The sequence below is a fragment of the Paenibacillus sp. P5_B5 genome (assembly GCF_056400365.1).
This window is the reverse complement of sequence record NZ_JBFULK010000004.1, coordinates 247389-264735: the sequence shown is the minus strand read 5'-3', so window position 1 is coordinate 264735 and position 17347 is coordinate 247389. Positions and strand designations below refer to the sequence as shown.

Annotated in this window: 15 protein-coding genes; all 15 read right to left on the bottom strand. The window is 42.4% G+C overall.

Features of this window, described 5'->3' with window-relative positions; genetic code table 11:
• Position 1: 1 nt before the first annotated feature.
• The gene (locus tag AC1DOK_RS07650; RefSeq protein ID WP_477553652.1) at positions 2–796 is read right to left on the bottom strand and encodes an ABC transporter ATP-binding protein; all 795 of its coding nucleotides are present in this window, start codon (positions 794–796) and stop codon (positions 2–4) included.
• Complete coding sequence (locus tag AC1DOK_RS07645) at positions 796–1725, bottom strand: ABC transporter permease (RefSeq protein ID WP_477553704.1); 930 nt, start codon at positions 1723–1725, stop codon at positions 796–798. The genes AC1DOK_RS07650 and AC1DOK_RS07645 overlap by 1 nt, the downstream gene beginning before the upstream one ends.
• Positions 1726–1844: 119 nt before the next feature.
• Positions 1845–2945, bottom strand: a complete 1101-nt coding sequence (locus AC1DOK_RS07640) for an ABC transporter substrate-binding protein (protein WP_477553651.1) — start codon at positions 2943–2945, stop codon at positions 1845–1847.
• A 173-nt stretch (positions 2946–3118) separates the two neighbouring features.
• Positions 3119–4651 carry an acyl CoA:acetate/3-ketoacid CoA transferase gene (locus tag AC1DOK_RS07635; protein ID WP_477553650.1) on the bottom strand — a complete coding sequence of 511 codons (1533 nt, stop codon included), beginning with the start codon at positions 4649–4651 and terminating at the stop codon, positions 3119–3121.
• On the bottom strand, positions 4651–5403 hold the full coding sequence (gene fabG, locus AC1DOK_RS07630) for a 3-oxoacyl-ACP reductase FabG (RefSeq protein ID WP_477553703.1): 753 nt from the start codon (positions 5401–5403) through the stop codon (positions 4651–4653). The genes AC1DOK_RS07635 and fabG overlap by 1 nt, the downstream gene beginning before the upstream one ends.
• 93 nt (positions 5404–5496) lie before the next feature.
• Positions 5497–6396, bottom strand: a complete 900-nt coding sequence (gene phaZ / locus AC1DOK_RS07625) for an intracellular short-chain-length polyhydroxyalkanoate depolymerase (RefSeq protein WP_477553702.1) — start codon at positions 6394–6396, stop codon at positions 5497–5499.
• Positions 6397–6403: 7 nt separating this feature from the next.
• Positions 6404–7468: a 3-oxoacyl-ACP synthase gene (locus AC1DOK_RS07620; RefSeq protein WP_477553649.1), complete on the bottom strand. Its 1065-nt coding sequence runs from the start codon at positions 7466–7468 to the stop codon at positions 6404–6406.
• 6 nt (positions 7469–7474) lie between these two features.
• The gene (locus AC1DOK_RS07615; RefSeq protein WP_477553648.1) at positions 7475–7636 is read right to left on the bottom strand and encodes a hypothetical protein; all 162 of its coding nucleotides are present in this window, start codon (positions 7634–7636) and stop codon (positions 7475–7477) included.
• Positions 7636–8661, bottom strand: coding sequence for a branched-chain amino acid ABC transporter permease (locus tag AC1DOK_RS07610; protein ID WP_477553647.1), 1026 nt, complete (start codon positions 8659–8661; stop codon positions 7636–7638). Before AC1DOK_RS07610 ends, AC1DOK_RS07615 begins: the two co-directional genes overlap by 1 nt.
• Before the next feature lie 8 nt (positions 8662–8669).
• Positions 8670–9527 carry a branched-chain amino acid ABC transporter permease gene (locus tag AC1DOK_RS07605; RefSeq protein WP_477553646.1) on the bottom strand — a complete coding sequence of 286 codons (858 nt, stop codon included), beginning with the start codon at positions 9525–9527 and terminating at the stop codon, positions 8670–8672.
• Positions 9528–9546: 19 nt separating this feature from the next.
• The gene (locus AC1DOK_RS07600; RefSeq protein ID WP_477553645.1) at positions 9547–10251 is read right to left on the bottom strand and encodes an ABC transporter ATP-binding protein; all 705 of its coding nucleotides are present in this window, start codon (positions 10249–10251) and stop codon (positions 9547–9549) included.
• On the bottom strand, positions 10238–11002 hold the full coding sequence (locus AC1DOK_RS07595) for an ABC transporter ATP-binding protein (protein WP_477553644.1): 765 nt from the start codon (positions 11000–11002) through the stop codon (positions 10238–10240). The genes AC1DOK_RS07600 and AC1DOK_RS07595 overlap by 14 nt, the downstream gene beginning before the upstream one ends.
• A gap of 116 nt (positions 11003–11118) precedes the next feature.
• Positions 11119–12390 (bottom strand): substrate-binding domain-containing protein, encoded by a 1272-nt coding sequence (locus AC1DOK_RS07590; RefSeq protein WP_477553643.1) that lies wholly within the window; start codon positions 12388–12390, stop codon positions 11119–11121.
• 50 nt (positions 12391–12440) lie between these two features.
• A complete protein-coding gene (locus AC1DOK_RS07585; protein ID WP_477553642.1) occupies positions 12441–15683 on the bottom strand; it encodes a BTAD domain-containing putative transcriptional regulator in 3243 nt (1080 codons plus the stop codon).
• A gap of 117 nt (positions 15684–15800) precedes the next feature.
• A complete protein-coding gene (locus AC1DOK_RS07580; RefSeq protein WP_477553641.1) occupies positions 15801–17345 on the bottom strand; it encodes an AMP-binding protein in 1545 nt (514 codons plus the stop codon).
• Positions 17346–17347 lie beyond the last annotated feature (2 nt).

The following is a 17347-nucleotide window of genomic DNA, read 5'->3' as shown; positions in this document are numbered from 1 at the left end:
GCTACCCCAATACGACTCGGTCATCAGTAAATTTTTCGCCGCGAATGTTCTCGAATTCTTTAAGCAGCTTTTCTACTGTCAAGCCTTGCTTATGCTCTTGATCAATATCCAAAATTATTTTACCCTTATCCATCATGATCAAGCGATTACCAAGTCTAATTGCTTGCTCCATATTATGTGTTACCATCAAAGTTGTTAAATGAAACTCTTCTACTATTTCGTGCGTGAGTCTTGTAATTAACTCTGCTCTAGACGGATCAAGTGCAGCTGTATGCTCATCGAGCAACAAAATTTGAGGTTCAGTAAATGTCGCCATCAGCAAGCTTAACGCTTGCCTTTCACCACCTGATAACATCCCAACCTTGGCATGTAATCTGTTCTCTAGACCAATACCAAGCTTCATTAATTGCCCATGAAAAATAGCTTTACGCTTCTTCGTTACGCCGAACGAAAGTCCTCTATTCTTACCCCTCGAATACGCCAAAGCAAGATTCTCTAGAATAGTCATGGATGGAGCAGTTCCAGCCATTGGATCTTGGAATACTCTACCCATCCATTTACTACGTTTATATTCAGGCAATAACGAGACATCCTTATTATCTATCCAAATTGAACCTACATCCGGAGTTAGTACACCCGAAATAATATTCATTAAAGTAGATTTACCTGCTCCATTACTTCCAATTACAGTTACAAAATCCCGTGGTTTAAGATGTAGGTTAATATTAGCAAGCCCCATCTTCTCATCAGGAGAATTCGGATTAAAGATTTTGGATACATTCTTAATAGCTAGCATTATGAAGCACCTCCATCATTAACCATAAGCTTACCCTGTTCCATAAGCTCTTGACCACGCTTCTTCGCAATCTGCTTCTGCCTAATTGATCTTTGAAGCATGGGAAGCGTTAAAGCGATAATAACGATTACAGCTGTAATTAGCTTCATGTCACTTGCTTGCAGCCATTCAATTCGTAGAGCAAGCGCAATAATAATACGATAAATAATTGCACCTAAGACAACTGCTATTGTGGCACGAATGACGGTTTTGGCACCAAAGATGGACTCCCCGATGATAACGGAAGCAAGACCAATTACGATCATCCCTACCCCCATCGTAATGTCTGCAAACCCTTGTGATTGAGCTACTAGTGCACCAGAGAGAGCAACAAGCCCGTTCGAAAGTGAGATTCCGATAATAATCGTACGATGCGTATGAACACCAAAGCTTCGAATCATCTTCGAATTATCACCCGTCGCACGCAAGGCAAGACCAAGCTCTGTGTGCAAGAACCAGTCAATCAAGAATTTAATAACAATTACGATTACTGCCGTAATACCTAGCATCACCCACACGTTCGTTATTTGTGTGAACATCGTGTCAATTCCAAGTAAGGAATAATTCGATTTCCCCATAATCCGGAGGTTAATCGAGTAGAGCGCAATCATCATAATAATACCAGAAAGTAGTGCATTAATTTTACCCTTCGTATGAAGTAGACCTGTGATTGCACCTGCAATCGCGCCTCCTACAAATGCGAGAATCATCGCAAGGATAGGAGAAACTCCGTTCGTAATCGTCAGTGCAGCAATGCCCGCACCTGTAGTAAAGCTAGCATCAACGGTAAGATCTGGAAAATCAAGAATCCGAAAGGTTAAATACACGCCTAATGCCATTACAGCATATAAAACACCTGATTGCAGAGGTCCTTGCAGTGCTTCAATCATGTTGTAAATCATGTTGTTATCCTCCTCAAGTTTAATAAAATACAAGGGAGAGTAGCCTATGGATAGACTACTCTCTATTGAAAACTATGTTCAAACTGCTCAATTGCCAAACTATCCAATTACTCGAATAAGTAATTGTTCGCTTTAGCTTCAGCTTTCATTTCATCTGTCACTTTCAAGCCTTGCTTCTCAGCTGCTTTCAAGTTAATAGCAAGATTCACTTTCTCAGCATAACCAACTGGAATATCAGCAGGTTTCTTACCATTCTTCAGAATATCAACTGCCATTTTGCCAGTTGCATAACCAAGATCGTAGTATTCAAATCCGTAGGAAGCTACGCCGCCTTTTTTCACGGAATCTTTCTCAGCTACAAATAAAGGCAATTTATTCTTATCAGCAACTTGGATAACTGTATCAAGTGCGCCTACAACTGTATTATCAGAAGGAACATAGATTGCTTGCACTTTACCGATTAAGGATTGTGCAGCAGTTTGCACTTCATTACTGTTAGTAGCTGCAGCTTTGACAACCTTCAAACCAAGCTTCGTTAAATTTTCTTCAGCCATCTTCACGTTAACAACTGAGTTTGCTTCGCCTGGGTTAGATACGATTCCTACTGCTTTAACGTCTGTTACATTCTTAGCAATAAACTCCATAAGCTTGGAAACTGCTTCAGGATGCATATCAACTGTTCCTGTTACATTGCTACCTGGCTTCTCATTGCTTTGAACAAGCTTCGCATCAAGAGCATCTGTTACTGCAGTAAACAGAACCGGAATATTCTTACCGTCTGCTGATGTTTGTGTAGCTTGAGCAATTGCTTGTGCTGTAGGTGTTGCAATTCCTAAAATTAGATCTTTCTTATCTGCTACGAATTTCTGTGCAATTGTTGCTTGAGTTGGACCGTCACCTTGAGCATTCTTATAATCGATTACCAGGTTCTCGCCTTCAATGTAACCATTATCTTTAAGAGCCGCAAGGAACCCTTTACGCGCCTCATCAAGTGATGGATGCTCAACGATTTGTGAAATACCAATATTTACTTTCTTAGCAGCTTCAGGAGCTGGCTTAGTGGCTTCTGGTGCCTTAGTTGCTGCTACTTCTGGAGCTGGTGTGCTTGACGCTTTACCACCTTCAGTAGTGTTTTTGGCTCCACAACCTGCAAATATTGCAAGTATAAGAGTCATCATAATGAGCATGATCGATTTCTTAGTTTTCATTCTGTATTTCCCCCTCTTTAACATAACAACTAGTCTTAACCTTTATTGCATAAAAGCGTAAAATCAGTAAAGTAATATAGTAACATTATACCGTGATATACTATTACGTCAATTATAAATTATCAGAATATAAGCTTTAGAATTTCACGAGACCTAGTAATATGAATTCCGTATCATTGAAATATAGCATGCTCCATCGTTGTTAGATCAGGAGAAATTCGAGGTTTAAATGCCATCTGAGATAAAATATGCTTATCGATATCCATTCCAGGAGCTACTTCTATTAACTCTAGCGTATCCCCATCTAAACGAAAGACAGCACGTTCTGTAATATATAGCACCGTTATTCCTCGTACACTTGTATAAGCTGCATTAAATGTAATTTGTTCTATTAATGAAACGAATTTCTGATGCTTACCCTCTTGAATAATACGAAGAGTACCCTCATCCATAGCAACTTCCAAGCCTCCAGCTGTAAAAGTCGAACAAATCACAACCTTCTTGGCGTTCTGGCTAATGTTAATAAACCCGCCGCACCCTGTTACTTTGGAGCCATACTTACTCACGTTTACATTGCCAAACTGATCCGCTTCAGCCATTCCCAGAAAAGCAATGTCAATCCCACCTCCATCAATAAAATCAAACTGCGAAGGTTGATTGATGATCGCACTTGGATTTGTCGATGCCCCAAAGCTAAGACCACGTGCAGGAATACCACCAATTGGACCTGATTCTAACAATAACGTGTAATCTTGAATCTGATTCTCTGCCGTTATGAAGCCGATTCCTTCAGGTAGCCCAATACCTAGATTAATCACATTCCCTGCTCTTATTTCCATAGCAGCACGCCTGGCAATAATCTTCCTTTCATCAAACTTCATAGGTTCTAGTTTAGCTACAATTCCTTGCGTTTCACCTGAATATGCCGGGTTATATAACTCTAGGAAAGTTTGCTGATGCTCATCCCAAGATGCAACGATGATCGCATCAACAAGAATACCTGGAATAATCACCTGCTTGGGATCTAGATATTCACTTGATGCCATACGTTCGACCTGTACGATGACGATCCCGCCACAATTCTTAGCGGCTTGTGCCATTGCAAGCATTTCAAGTGTTGCGGCTTCCTTCTCCATTGTTATATTGCCATAAGCATCTGCTGTCGTTCCCCTAATCAGCGCTACATCAATCGGAAAAGCTTTGTAGAGCAATAGCTCCCTGCCGCTAATCGTAACTAGTTCAACCAAATCCTCGGTTGTCACTTTATTTAACTTACCACCCTCATATCGTGGATCGACGAATGTATATAAACCGACATGAGTGATCGTACCTGGTTTGCCAGCAGCAATGTCGCGAAACAAGTGAGCGATTGCACCCTGCGGCAAATTGTAGGCTTCAATGGCGTCCTCAAGCGCCATCTTGCCCAGCTTAGGCGCAAGCCCCCAGTGACCGCCGATAACCCTTCGGACTAAGCCCTCATGCGCCAGATGGTTGAGCCCACGATCCGCGCCATCCCCCTGTCCTGCCGCATATACCAAGGCTAACTCGCGCGGATATCCTTCCTTCAGATAGCGCTTCTCCAGCGCTGCTGTTAGTGCTTCAGGATGCGCGCATCCTACAAAACCACTAACGGCGACGGTTTTCCCGTCGCCGATGAGCGTGACGGCTTGATCAGCCGTAAGTACATTCACTTTATTCCCGTACATTAGATGACGAGACCCCCATCTACCTCAAGCACTGTACCGTTCACATAGTTTGATTCCTCAGAAGCAAGGAATAAGTAGGCTTGAGCAATTTCTTGTGGTTGACCAAGTCGACGAAGGGGAACCTTATCCTTCATCCCCTCTAACACTTTATCTGGCATGATAGCTGTCATCCCTGTTTCAATAAACCCAGGTGCTACTGCATTTACATTTATACCTTTGAAGCCAAGCTCTTTGGCCCAAGTCTTCGTCATACCGATAATTCCAGCTTTGGTCGCAGCGTAATTTGTCTGTCCAATATTCCCATTCACACCAACGATAGAAGAAGTGTTAATAATTTTGCCTTTACCCTTCTTTACCATATGAGGTGCAGCGTACTTCGTACAGTAGAACACGCCATTTAGGTTCACATCGATCACACTGTGCCACTGTTCGAGTGTCATTTTACTAAGCATACTGTCTTGGGTGATGCCCGCATTATTGATCAAGATATCAAGTGAACCAAACCGCTCAACAACTGTATTAACCATCGACTCTACGCTGCTAGCGTCGGCTACATTCACTTTAACGAACAGTAATCGATCACTTACAACTTCATCCTCACTCTTCAACTGCTCCACAGCGCTATTGCCTGCAGCATCGTTATAATCAGCCATTGCAACGCTTGCACCTTCACTTAAGAATAAACGCACAGTTTCTAGCCCAATTCCGCCTGCACCGCCAGTGACTATAGCTACTTTATCAGCTAATCTCATCAATTCCTCAGTCTCCAATCTTCTTAAATTAGTCATTCATATGAGGTAGCATACTTGTGATAATTGCTTAAGATAGATCCTTAAGATGAACCCTTAAGCTGATTCGCAGAGAAACTTAGTTATTTCTGAACATAGTAGCTCAATATCGTCGACTAACGGAGAATGTCCACAATTATGCAGCACAACTAATCTTGCGCGATCACCAAAATCATCCATAATCTCATTCGTCATTTCCATTGGAACGACGACATCGTGATCACCCCACAGGACAAGCACGGGAGCTATAATCCGATTGATTGCACCAGAGCCAGCTGTAAGCTCACCATCCACATTGCTGATATTATAGCTATTTAAACTATGATAGATTTCAGGTAGGTTCCGCTGCGTCAGAATATCGTCCAAGTAAGCTTCATATCGTTCAGGTGTCGGCCTCTTTAACGGATATACCGAAGCATTAAATAAGAATTGCATAAACTCCTTATCTCTTCGCAAGTTTGCACCATTTACGACCTTCGTGCGTAGAGTTACCTCCATTTGTTCTTTTGTCTTAATCCGCTGAGATAAATCCGAGACAAATTTTTCATCGGTTTCATAGAACGGATAACCACGTGTTGACATGGAATCAAGCAGAATAAGCTTCTCTACGTAATTCGGATAATCAGCGGCAAATTGCATAACCACCCCGCCACCTGTTGACCAACCAGCTAGCGAGAAACGTTCTAGCCCTATTGCATCCACAAACAGCTTGAGATCCTCTGATAAATCCTGCAAGCTATCGATTGGCTTCAGATAAGTAGAAATCCCAAAACCCCGTAGATCAACAGCATAGACTTTATACTGTGAATCTAAATTCTCAAGCACCAGATCCCAATGTTTAGAGGAATTCATATTGCCATGAACAAGTAATAATACCTGCTTTCCGCCTACTCTTTCACGATAACCAAGTGTTTCCCCGTTCGATAAATTGATGGACTTTAATTCAACTTCTATCATCACATCATCATCTCCATTTGATTGTTGTTGCCCCCCAGGCATATCCAATCCCAGCGGACACAAGGACAACTAAATCGCCACTTTTAATTTTGCCTTGCTGCACCCCTAGCTCTAAGCTCAAAATCTGATCAAACTGACCGATATGACCATAATCTTCTAAGTAGATGGTTTGTTCTTCTGTCAGACCGAGTTCTTGAAGAACATAATCATGTGCGGATTTCTTCATATGAAGAATCGCTAAATAGTCGATATCTTCTGGGCGATAGCCACTCTTAGTGACGGATTCTCGAATGACAGATACGAAATTCTCCATAGACTTGGTATCTAGCCTTGTTTTCATCCCTTCAGGATCTGGTACATCAAAGAACTGTAATCTCTGCTCTAATGCTTCCTGTGTAATAGGCTGCTTCGTACCGCCTGCGCAAATGATTACATCCTCTGAGAAAGATCCATCCGTAATAATATGAGAGGCAAGCACTTCACCACACACATTTGCATCTTGGTCAGTTAATCCATTCTGATCCTTTCGTAAAATCATTGCGCCCCCACCAGCTGATAAATTAAACATAAATCTGGTACGAGGATTCTGATAATCGATCAAATCTGAATTGCGATAACCTCCAGCAAGCAGCACCGTGGTAATAGCGTCGTCAGCAAGCATCATGTTCTTCGCTACTTTAATCGCCATAATGGTCGTACAACAACGAAGTGCTACATCGAATCCCCATGCATTTAGCGCTCCAACTTCTTGCTGAAGCTTCAGTGCCGCAGTCCAGACAGGATACTCTTTATGCTCTTCTCCAATATAAATAACCAGATCAATCTCAAGTGGGTCAATTCCCGCTTTGGTAATCGCTTCGCGAGCTGCGCGAATCCCCATCTCACAGCTATGGTCATCCGCACTTGGTATTGGTTTACGCTTAATGCCCATCTTACGTTCAAGCACCTCTTGAGGTATTCCAGATGCTTCACTTATTTGTTCACTTGTCATAAAATTCTGAGGAATATAGACACCCGTACTCACAATTCCAATTAACTGAGTCTGAATCGCATTCAATTGTGATATTTCCATTTACTGTTATCCTCTTTTCAGTACATCATCGATATAGTCCATTGCATCCTGAAGTGTACTAACTGTCACCTCATCTTGATTCTGCACATGTGTTACACGAATTCTCCACTTATGATCCTCTAGCTCCTCACACTCAAGCGGGCTAAAGCGAAGCACGAACGACGACATTACTTGGGAGGAGTAGGAATCTGCCACGTCAGATCGACCTTCTTTCCTTGCCGCTTTACCAATCGTTTGCTATACCACAGCTTAATCGTTCCGATTATACCAAGTGGGAATATCATAACGACCACAATATAGAGTAAGCCAAAGAAGATAATCCAGCGTTCAAAAATCGGGTGAACTTTAGCAAGCTCCGTTAACCAGTGATGGGCTAGTTCGATAATTGCTGATCCAAGGACAGCACCAACAAGTGTACCTACACCACCAATAATAGTCATAAGTAACGCATTTAATGTCACGTCCACGGATAATACAGAAGTGTTAATAAACTTTAATGTAATGACATATAACCCACCGCTCATAGAAGCTACGACGCCAGCGACAACACTGGCAATTACTTTATAATGGACGATTTCATATCCGAGCGATTCAGTACGCTGTTCATTCTCACGAATAGCTTGCAGCACTTTACCAAGCGGTGAAATCGTAATCCTCTTAAGCAATAAATAAATAATAACCATAACACCTAACGTAACTAAATAAAGTGTAGTGCGATTCATTAAGACCTCAGGAATCTGGAATGTAAATCCTTCTCCACCTTTGGTCACGGAACGCCATTTCTCTGCGACTACAAGCACAAGTCCCGAAATCGCTAGCGTAAGCATGGCATAGAAGTGACTTTTCAATCGTAAAGACAAGATCCCAACAAGATAACTTAGAATGGCAGCAAGTATAGCACCCACTACAAAGGCAAGAATAAGCATGCCGATCGAAGGTCCGAACATATCCATAAATACGCCAACTGCATAAGCACCAATCCCAAAAAATGCCGCATGTCCAAATGACACAATCCCAGTAAACCCGAGCAATACATCATAACTCATCGCAAAAATACCAAAAATAAAGATTTGCGTCATCAAGATCATTAGCGACCGGGAATCATTCACAAGAGGAAGAAGCACTAACATAACGCCGATAATAAGTAGTACCATATTAGACTTAGAAAATTCACTAAGCTTATTTTGCAACATGTATAGCTTCACCCCTTCGCTCCGAGTAGACCCGATGGCTTAAATAGCAGAACCGCAACCATGAGCAACATGTTGACAGCAAGCGATAAATCCGGCACATAGTAGGCCATTAGTGCACCAGATAGCCCGACGAGCACTGCAGCTAGTGCAGATCCTCTTATACTGCCCATCCCACCAATCACGACAACTATAAACGCCTGAATTCCAAACTGCATGCCCATTTCAGCAAAAATAACACCAGAGTAAGGTGCAAGAAGTGCCCCTCCTAAAGCGGCAAGTCCTGCTCCAAGCATAAATACAAGTGAGAATACGAGCTTAATATTGACGCCAAGGGACTGGACCATCTCTTTGTTCATCACTCCTGCTCGCACGACAAGACCCATCTTGGTTCTGTTCAGTAAGAACTGCAAAAGAGCAAAGGCTAGTAAGCCAACTATGATAATAAATAAGCGATATTTGATAATAATCACATCGCCAAGCATCCAGCTCCCATCTAAGTAAGGGGGAACAATTGCAGGGATTGGATTAGGATCCCAGAACACTTTAAGCAATTCACTTAAGACTAGCATGAGCCCTAAGGTTACTAATATTTGTGAAACGTGATTACCGTACACTGGTCGAATAATAATTCGCTCAATGATTAGCCCTAAGAGCATACCGATCACTACGGCTCCGAGTACCGCTAGAAGAAAGCTGCCTGTTTGCTTATACAGCCACACACCACCATAAGCACCCCAAGCAAACAAAGCACCATGTCCAAAGTTCAGCACACTCATGAGTCCAAATATAAGAGTCAGACCAGATGCCAGTAGAAACAGCAACATACCGGTTGCTAGGCCATTAATGACGAGACTGACTAATTCCATTCGACTGTAATTCCTTTCCTTAGGCAATTCCCAGGTACTTCTGACGGGATTCCCGATCATCTTTAAGTTCCTGCATTTGACCTTGATGTACAATTCGGCCTTCGTCCATGATGTAGAATCGATTGCCAATCATGCTTGCCATGAAGAAATTCTGTTCTACAAGCAGCACCGTTGTCTTCGACTTCATTTGTTCGATCGCCTGCATAACCTTCTCCACCATAATTGGAGCAAGTCCTTTACTTGGTTCATCTATCAGAAGCAGCTCATTATCATTGACATATGCTCTAGCGATTGCCAGCATTTGCTTCTGACCTCCGCTTAACAGACCGCTCTTACGTTGCCAGAAGGTTTGCAAATCTGGGAATAAACCAAGAACCCATTCTTGTCTTTCCATTGCACCTGCATCGTTCTTGCGAATGGCTAACTTCATATTCTCTCCAACAGTAAGATCGTAGAAAACTCCTTGATCCTCTGGCACATAGCCAATGCCTTTGCGGGAAATAAGATGTGTTGGAATGGAATCAATTCGCTCACCACCAAACAGAATCTGACCCTTCGAAGGTGGATTTAATCCCATAATCGAACGCAGTGTAGTTGTTTTGCCTGCGCCGTTCCTGCCGAATAGGACGGTTATATCACCCTTCGTAACTTCAAATGAAACACCTTGCAGAATATGATATTGCTCAATGTAGGTTTCAATCCCATCCACTTTAAGAAGCGTCATCGTATAATCCTCCCAAGTAAGCGGACTGTACCAGCTCGTTCTGCATAATATCATGTGGCGTGCCGTCAGCTAGTAAACGACCATTGAACAATACCGTTATACTGTCAGACAAGTCCAGCACCATTTCCATCTTATGTTCGATCAATAGGATCGTTCGATCCCGTCTATCTCTGATTTGTCTAATTACATCCAATATGGCAGGTACTTCCTCTACAGAAATCCCAGCTGTCGGCTCATCTAGCAGCAACAGCTCCGATTTAAGCGCAAGCAGCATAGCGATTTCTAACTTCCGCTTCTCGCCATGTGCTAAATTTTTGGCTAGTGCTTCGGCTTTACTTGCCAAGAAAACAGTTTCTAGCAGATGATAAGCCTCTTCTTCGAATTGCTTGAATTTTGAGGCGCGTGAGAACATATTAAATCGAACACCTGCTGCTGATTGCACAGCTAATCGCACATTCTCGAACACAGTTAAGCTTGGGAACACATTCGTAATTTGAAAAGAGCGACCCATTCCAAGCCTCGTTCTAGCAGGAGGGGGCAGATGTGTAATATCTGCCCCCTTAAATAATACCTGCCCTTCAGTTGGCTTTAATTGTCCGCTTATCAAATTAAAGAACGTCGTTTTGCCCGCACCATTGGGTCCGATGATCGATTTAAAATGCTGCTTCGGAACCTGCAAGCTAACCTCGCTAACCGCCATATGTCCACCAAAGGCAATACTGAGTTTGCTTGTTTCCAGGATCAGTTGCATGCGAACACCCACTTTCTGTCTTATTTCTTGAAATTTGAGAATTTATATGATTCCTTTATAAATTCTCTGAAATTTCTCGCAGAAATGCGCCGTCTAAATCGACGGCAAAGACATTTCTACTTGTTAAGAATAGGAGGCGTCGTTTCTTCCTTCGTCAGCTCTCTCATCAGAACCGGAACCGGATAATCTACACCATCACGTTTTTCTAGTTTAATTGCATACAGAGATTGCAAGGCTTGATGATCTTCAGGACGGAATGTCATCGTTCCCTTTGGTGTTTCAAATGACATGCCTTCCATCGCCTTAATCAATTTCTCTGAATCAACATCACCATTCGTTTTCTTGATTGCTTCTACAATTGAAATCGCAGCAGCCATACCACCTGCGGTAAATAGATCTGGCGCTTCACCATTGAAGCGTTTCTTGTGTTCATCCACGAGCCATTTGTTCACGTCATTCTTCGGCAGTTCATTGTAATAAACGGAGAAGCCTTCCATACCAACCAAATCATTCATTGTTTTAAGTGCTGCAATATCTGGTGCACCTGTTGAGATTTTGATCCCCTTCTCTTGAACCTTCATATCTTGCAATTGCTTCCAAGGGGAGTTCGCACCCGCCCACGCGATGAATAAATAATCTGGTTTAGCACTAATAATTTTCTGTATGTTAGCTGTGAAGTCAGTTGCTGTAGCATCTGCATATTGCTCTGTCACAATCTCAGCTCCAAGCTTCTTAGCAACTTGGCTAAAAGCTTTAATTCCATCACGACCGAAAGCGCTGTCAGGAGCGAACGTAGCAATCTTAACTCCTTGCTTCGCAATTGCTGCTGCACCTGCTGCTGCATCCTGTGAAGAGTTGCGTGCTGTACGGAAAACATATTTATTCCAAGCAGCACCTGTAATACTATCTGCTACAGCTGGTTCAACAACCATTACTTTCTTATATTCTAAAGCTAATGGTAGAACCGCAAGTGTGTCACCTGAACTGGATGACCCTACTAGAAAATCCACCTTATCTTGATCAAGCAGCTTCGTTGCTTTCTTAACTGCAACGTCTGGTTTTGTTTCTGTATCTTCAATTACGAACTCAATTTTACTTCCAGCAACCTCTTTGGTACCCCCAGTTGCATAATCAATTCCAAGCTCGAAGCCTTTGGACGTTTGTTTACCATAACTTTCGAGAGCACCTGTAAGTGACGCTAATACACCGATTTTAATCGTCTTGCTTGGAGCTGCTGGTGCTGTTGTCGCTGCTGCCGTTGCTGCTGGTGAAGGTGTACTTGCAGTTGATCCCCCGCTACTTGTAGTTCCACTACTACAAGCTGATAACAATAGTGCTATACCCATCATCATCGTGCTGCCCTTAGTTGCCCATTTTTTCACTGACATTGATTCAATCCCCCTAACACTTTAATTGTCCACATCATATAAGGGGACAGTTACAAATGAGTTACATCTGTTTGCATGATTTGGTTATACAATTGCTTTGTTGCATTCATGGGTTCAATACCAAGCTCGGATTCAATCGTTCTGCAGCATCTCTGATACCATTTAATCGCTTGATTACGATTATTAAGCTCATAATGACACTGCATAAGCAGTCGGTAGGCTTCCTCCCAGCATGCATCCTTCTCGAGCATCCGCTCACACCAGTGAATAGCAAGATCATAAGACTTCATTTCTACACATAGCTTAGCAAGACGCTCACTTCCTCGAAGAAATAACACCTGCAAACGCTCTCTTTCTTCAATACACCAATCTTCAAACCTACGATCTGGCAAGAAATCTCCTGCATAAAGCGATAGCCCTTTATCCAAATATCGAAGAGCATGTTCACCACTATGTTCCTCAAGGCCTGCCTTAATCAAGCTCTCAAAATCAACAATATCCAGCTCTAACCCCGCAGCTAGATTGAGCCCATAGGAAACACCATGCCTTTGAATAAAGAAGGGATTCGATCTTGCCATTCGTCCAGGTTCAAGCGCAGTATTCAGTGCATTAAGGGCAACTTTAAAATCACGATTAGCTGACTTATCATCTAAGCTGCCGAACAGCAGCCCAATCATCTCATCCTTAGGTACTAAACGTCTACGATTAATTAATAGAAGCTGGAAGAGTTCCTTCGCCTTATCTCGTTGCCAGTCTTTCCCGATTAACTCCTTGTCGCCAAGCCATACCTTAAAATTACCAAGTGTTTCAATCCTCAGTGTATAACCAGGATGATAGGTCATGTGCTCCATTCCTAATTTGGATAGCAAATAGGATACATAATGCAGCTGAATTTCGAGCCTCTGGGCTTCGATCAATAAGGGGACGATCTGCCTTGTATCAACAGGTCCAACCAATGTTCTACTGTCGAGCAGAAAATCATATTCTCCCGCCTGCATCATTCTTAGAAATTGTTCTATGACCTTCGGAAATAATTCATCCTGCTCTAGACGATAAGCAATAATCGCCTGCCACAATAGAGATACCGTTACCCCGTAACTATCTCCGCAATGCATAAACCGATTGTGACATTCGATAAATATGATGTTTGCTTCCTCATATCGATCAGCAGAACAAGAAGCGACCCCCATTGACAAGCGAATGAGTGAAGATAACCATTCATCCTTGACCTTCTCAGTTTCCGCTATCGCATCCTTGCCATACTGCATGGCTAAGTCATGCATGCCTTCACGACCGTATAACAGGCAGAGTCCCATCAATGGCTCGGCTTTGCCCCTTGGCATATCGAGCTGATCCATGATATCAAGTGCGGTTTTGTAGCAATCATTCGCAATCGAGAACTCATATCTTGGCATCATCTGTGCAGCATGACCCATTCGTATCCAGCCACATGCTTCTACGAACGGAGCCTTTTGCCTAATTCCTTGCATCATACCTGATTCAGCGAGCTGCTTCGCACGTTCAGGATTACCTAACATCATTTCGACGAGTGACAATAAGATATCCGTTTCACGGTGTGAACGAGATAAATATTGATCCTTAAACGCTTCTCGCTCCCTCGTAAGATCAAGCAGCTTCTTCACTTGCTTCAATCTTCCTGTACGAAGATGTAGTCTAGCCTCCAGAAACTCATCTTGAAAATCTCCACTCAGCTCCTGACACTTGGCATACCACTCTTCTGCTTCTGCTGCCCTCCCAGAATTAATCAAGTTCTCTGCCATAAGTCCAAACAATCGTAATAAATGATCCTGATCTACGTTACGTTCCGCTTCTAGCAACTCAATCGCTTGTTTAAGCAAGGTTTCCCCTTTGTCAGGTTGAATCGTATCGAGATAAATTCTTGCTTGCCCTTCTAATGCCAGACTATGGATGAACGCATCATTCACTCTACTCGCTAATAATTCACCTTTCGCATAGCAAGTAAGCGCTTTATCAAATAAGCAGCGATAACGATAGATTTCGCCTTCATAGATCCATAGCATCTGGAATTGGTTACGTAGAATGTCTGAAATACGCTGCATCCGCTGAAGTAAGCTTTCAAGCTGACCGTGATTAATCATCGTTCTGCCGTAATTCTGCAGGATTTTGGCAACCCCATAATCATCACCGATGACGCCCAAATGGTAAATTGCTTGATCATTCTTGCCTATTCGTTCAAAATATTGCGCAGCTGCCTGATGAAGCTCCATGTATATTTTCGGCTTACGTTTAAGCTCTCCAAGTAGAAAATCTTTAAAGAGCGCATGAAAGCGATATTGACGTTCTCCAATAGACAGTAAAAATAAATGATTCGCGCTTAAATGATCCAGCAAGAAGATGGAATCGTTTCGTGCGAAAATGTGATCACATAAATCCACTGACATTTCATCCAAAATACTGATCTGCAGCATAAACTGCCTGACTTCATCCGTCTGCTTGTGAAAAACTTCTAATGCTAGAAAGCGGAAGAGTTCATCCATCGTTTCGGTGTCTTCGGTCAAAACGGAGGTTACATCGCCTCTACTGAGCAGCATCCGCTGCCATATAAGCTGGATTGCAATAACCCAGCCCTCAGTCTTCTCAAATATTTGCCTTGCTCCATCTATCGGTAAGACGAATTCATAATAATCCGTAAATAATACCTCGATTTCCTCTTCTGTTAATGCTAGATCAGTCTCACCAATCTCAAGCACGTCGTTTCTAAGCTTCATCGCTCTAAGAATTTCCCAGCTTGGACGTGTTCTACTGGATAATACAAGATGAAAGCGACTAGGTAAGTAGAGAAGGAAATGCTGCATAAAGCGATCAATTTCTAACGAATGCTCAATAACATGATAATCATCTATAATTAACACAAGATCGATCTCTAATTGATCAAGCATATTAATAAGGACTTCACACAAGCCATATATTTCATGATCAAGCGTAAACTGTTCGCCTTGTGCCATACGGTTAATTAAATCTTGGCCAAATTCAGGCTGTATCGTACGAATCGCATAAATCATATAGGTTACGAATGGAACTAAATCATCATCATGAGCAGACGAACTATACCAACAGAACTCATATGACTCTAAGCGAAAAAAAGCCGATAATGCTGTGCTCTTCCCATACCCAGGACCAGAGTGAACAAGCGTAAGCGGATAATCCAAAACACGCTTCAATTTCTTCGTCAATGCAGCACGTCTTAGCATATGCTTCTTTAAAGTAGGAGAAGTTAGTTTTGTTGATAAAATAATGCTCTCCTTGTTCATATCCGCACTCCTCATATAAATTATCAAATTTTTCAGATATCATCATACCCTATCTTAACACAGAAAAAAATACTTGGTCATCACCAAGTATTCATCATCTCGCAGAAAAATTTCATTCTATCCATTATGAATCGATCTGAACGAATGTATAATTTTGTTCTTATCTAGCTTTCCGACGTCTGTTAAAGGCAGCTCGCTTACGAATTTCATTTGTTTCGGAATTTTATATTTGCCAATAGATGCTGCACAATAGCTTCTCAGTTCATCTTCTGTCAACGTACAATCTGGTCTTAAGACAATTACCGCAGCCACAATCTCTCCCCATTTGTCGTCAGGCAGCCCAACAACAGCCACGCTCAATACAGCAGGGTGTCCCGCAATCAAGGTCTCTACCTCGATTGGATATACATTCTCGCCACCTGTGATAATCATATCCTTGCGTCTTCCGACGATATAGAAATCCCCATTCGCATCCTTCTTGCCTAAATCTTCCGTACGGAACCAGCCATTGTCAAAAGCTTGTGAGGATATAGTGGGTTCATTCCAATAGAATTCGAATAAATGCGATCCTGCAAGCAGGAGCTCACCTACCTCATCAACTGCTGCTTCTTCTCCACGCGTATTCACAACCTTAGCTTGACTGAGTACCATCGGTTTACCAACACAGCCTGGCTTACAAGCAGCATCTGTCGGGCGAATATAGAAATTATTAGGGCCGGATTCCGTACCTCCATATCCTTCTTTAAAGGCTACACCTTTGGCAGCAAATGCTTCATAAATCGGATGAGGACACGGCGCACCACCTGAAAGGAAGGTATGCATAGCTGGAAAATCAGTCTCCATAAATTCCTTCGTCTGAATGAGCATATGATACATCGTTGGAACCATCAAAGCGATTGTACACGCTTTGTCCTTAAGCAAACGAATAACACTGCTCGTATCGAAGCTTCTTGCAATCACAACCGTCCCTCCAGCCATGAGTACTGGAATGGATAACGCGTTCAGTCCACCTGTGTGAAACATGGGCAAGTAAGTTGGCGTAACTTCTTGTTCCGATAAATTCCAACTAATAATGGTATTCGTAGCATTCCAGAACATAGATAAGTGACTAAGTACAACGCCTTTGGGTCTACCTGTTGTTCCACCTGTATAAATAATGGCAAGTGGATCATTCGCGTTAAACGTTGCAATAGTCTGTTTCGTATCCTTTAGCATATTATGATCAGCAAAATCAGAACCACTTAATTGCAACACTTGTTTATACCTAAATTCATCAATTTCTAGTAGGGGTAACCCTTGGTTCAAGATGTCTCCTGTAGGTAAAGAATAGAATTCCGGGTGAACGACAAGCAAACTAGGCTGGCAATCACGTACAATATACTCTAGCTCTGAAGAAGCTAATCGCCAATTCAAAGGAACACAAATAGCTCCAAGCTGACCACATGCAAATAACAAGTCCAAGTAGCAAATATGATTGGGTGATAATAGTGCTACTCGGTCGCCCTGTGTGATCCCACAGTCACGAAGATAAACCGCAATGCACTCCACTCTGTCCCAAAGCTGCTTGTAAGTCCAAGCTTCACCTGTTTCTCCATCAATGACAGCCGTTCGATCTGCAGATATGCGACTTCTTTGTTTCATCCAATTCTGAATATTGTTCATGT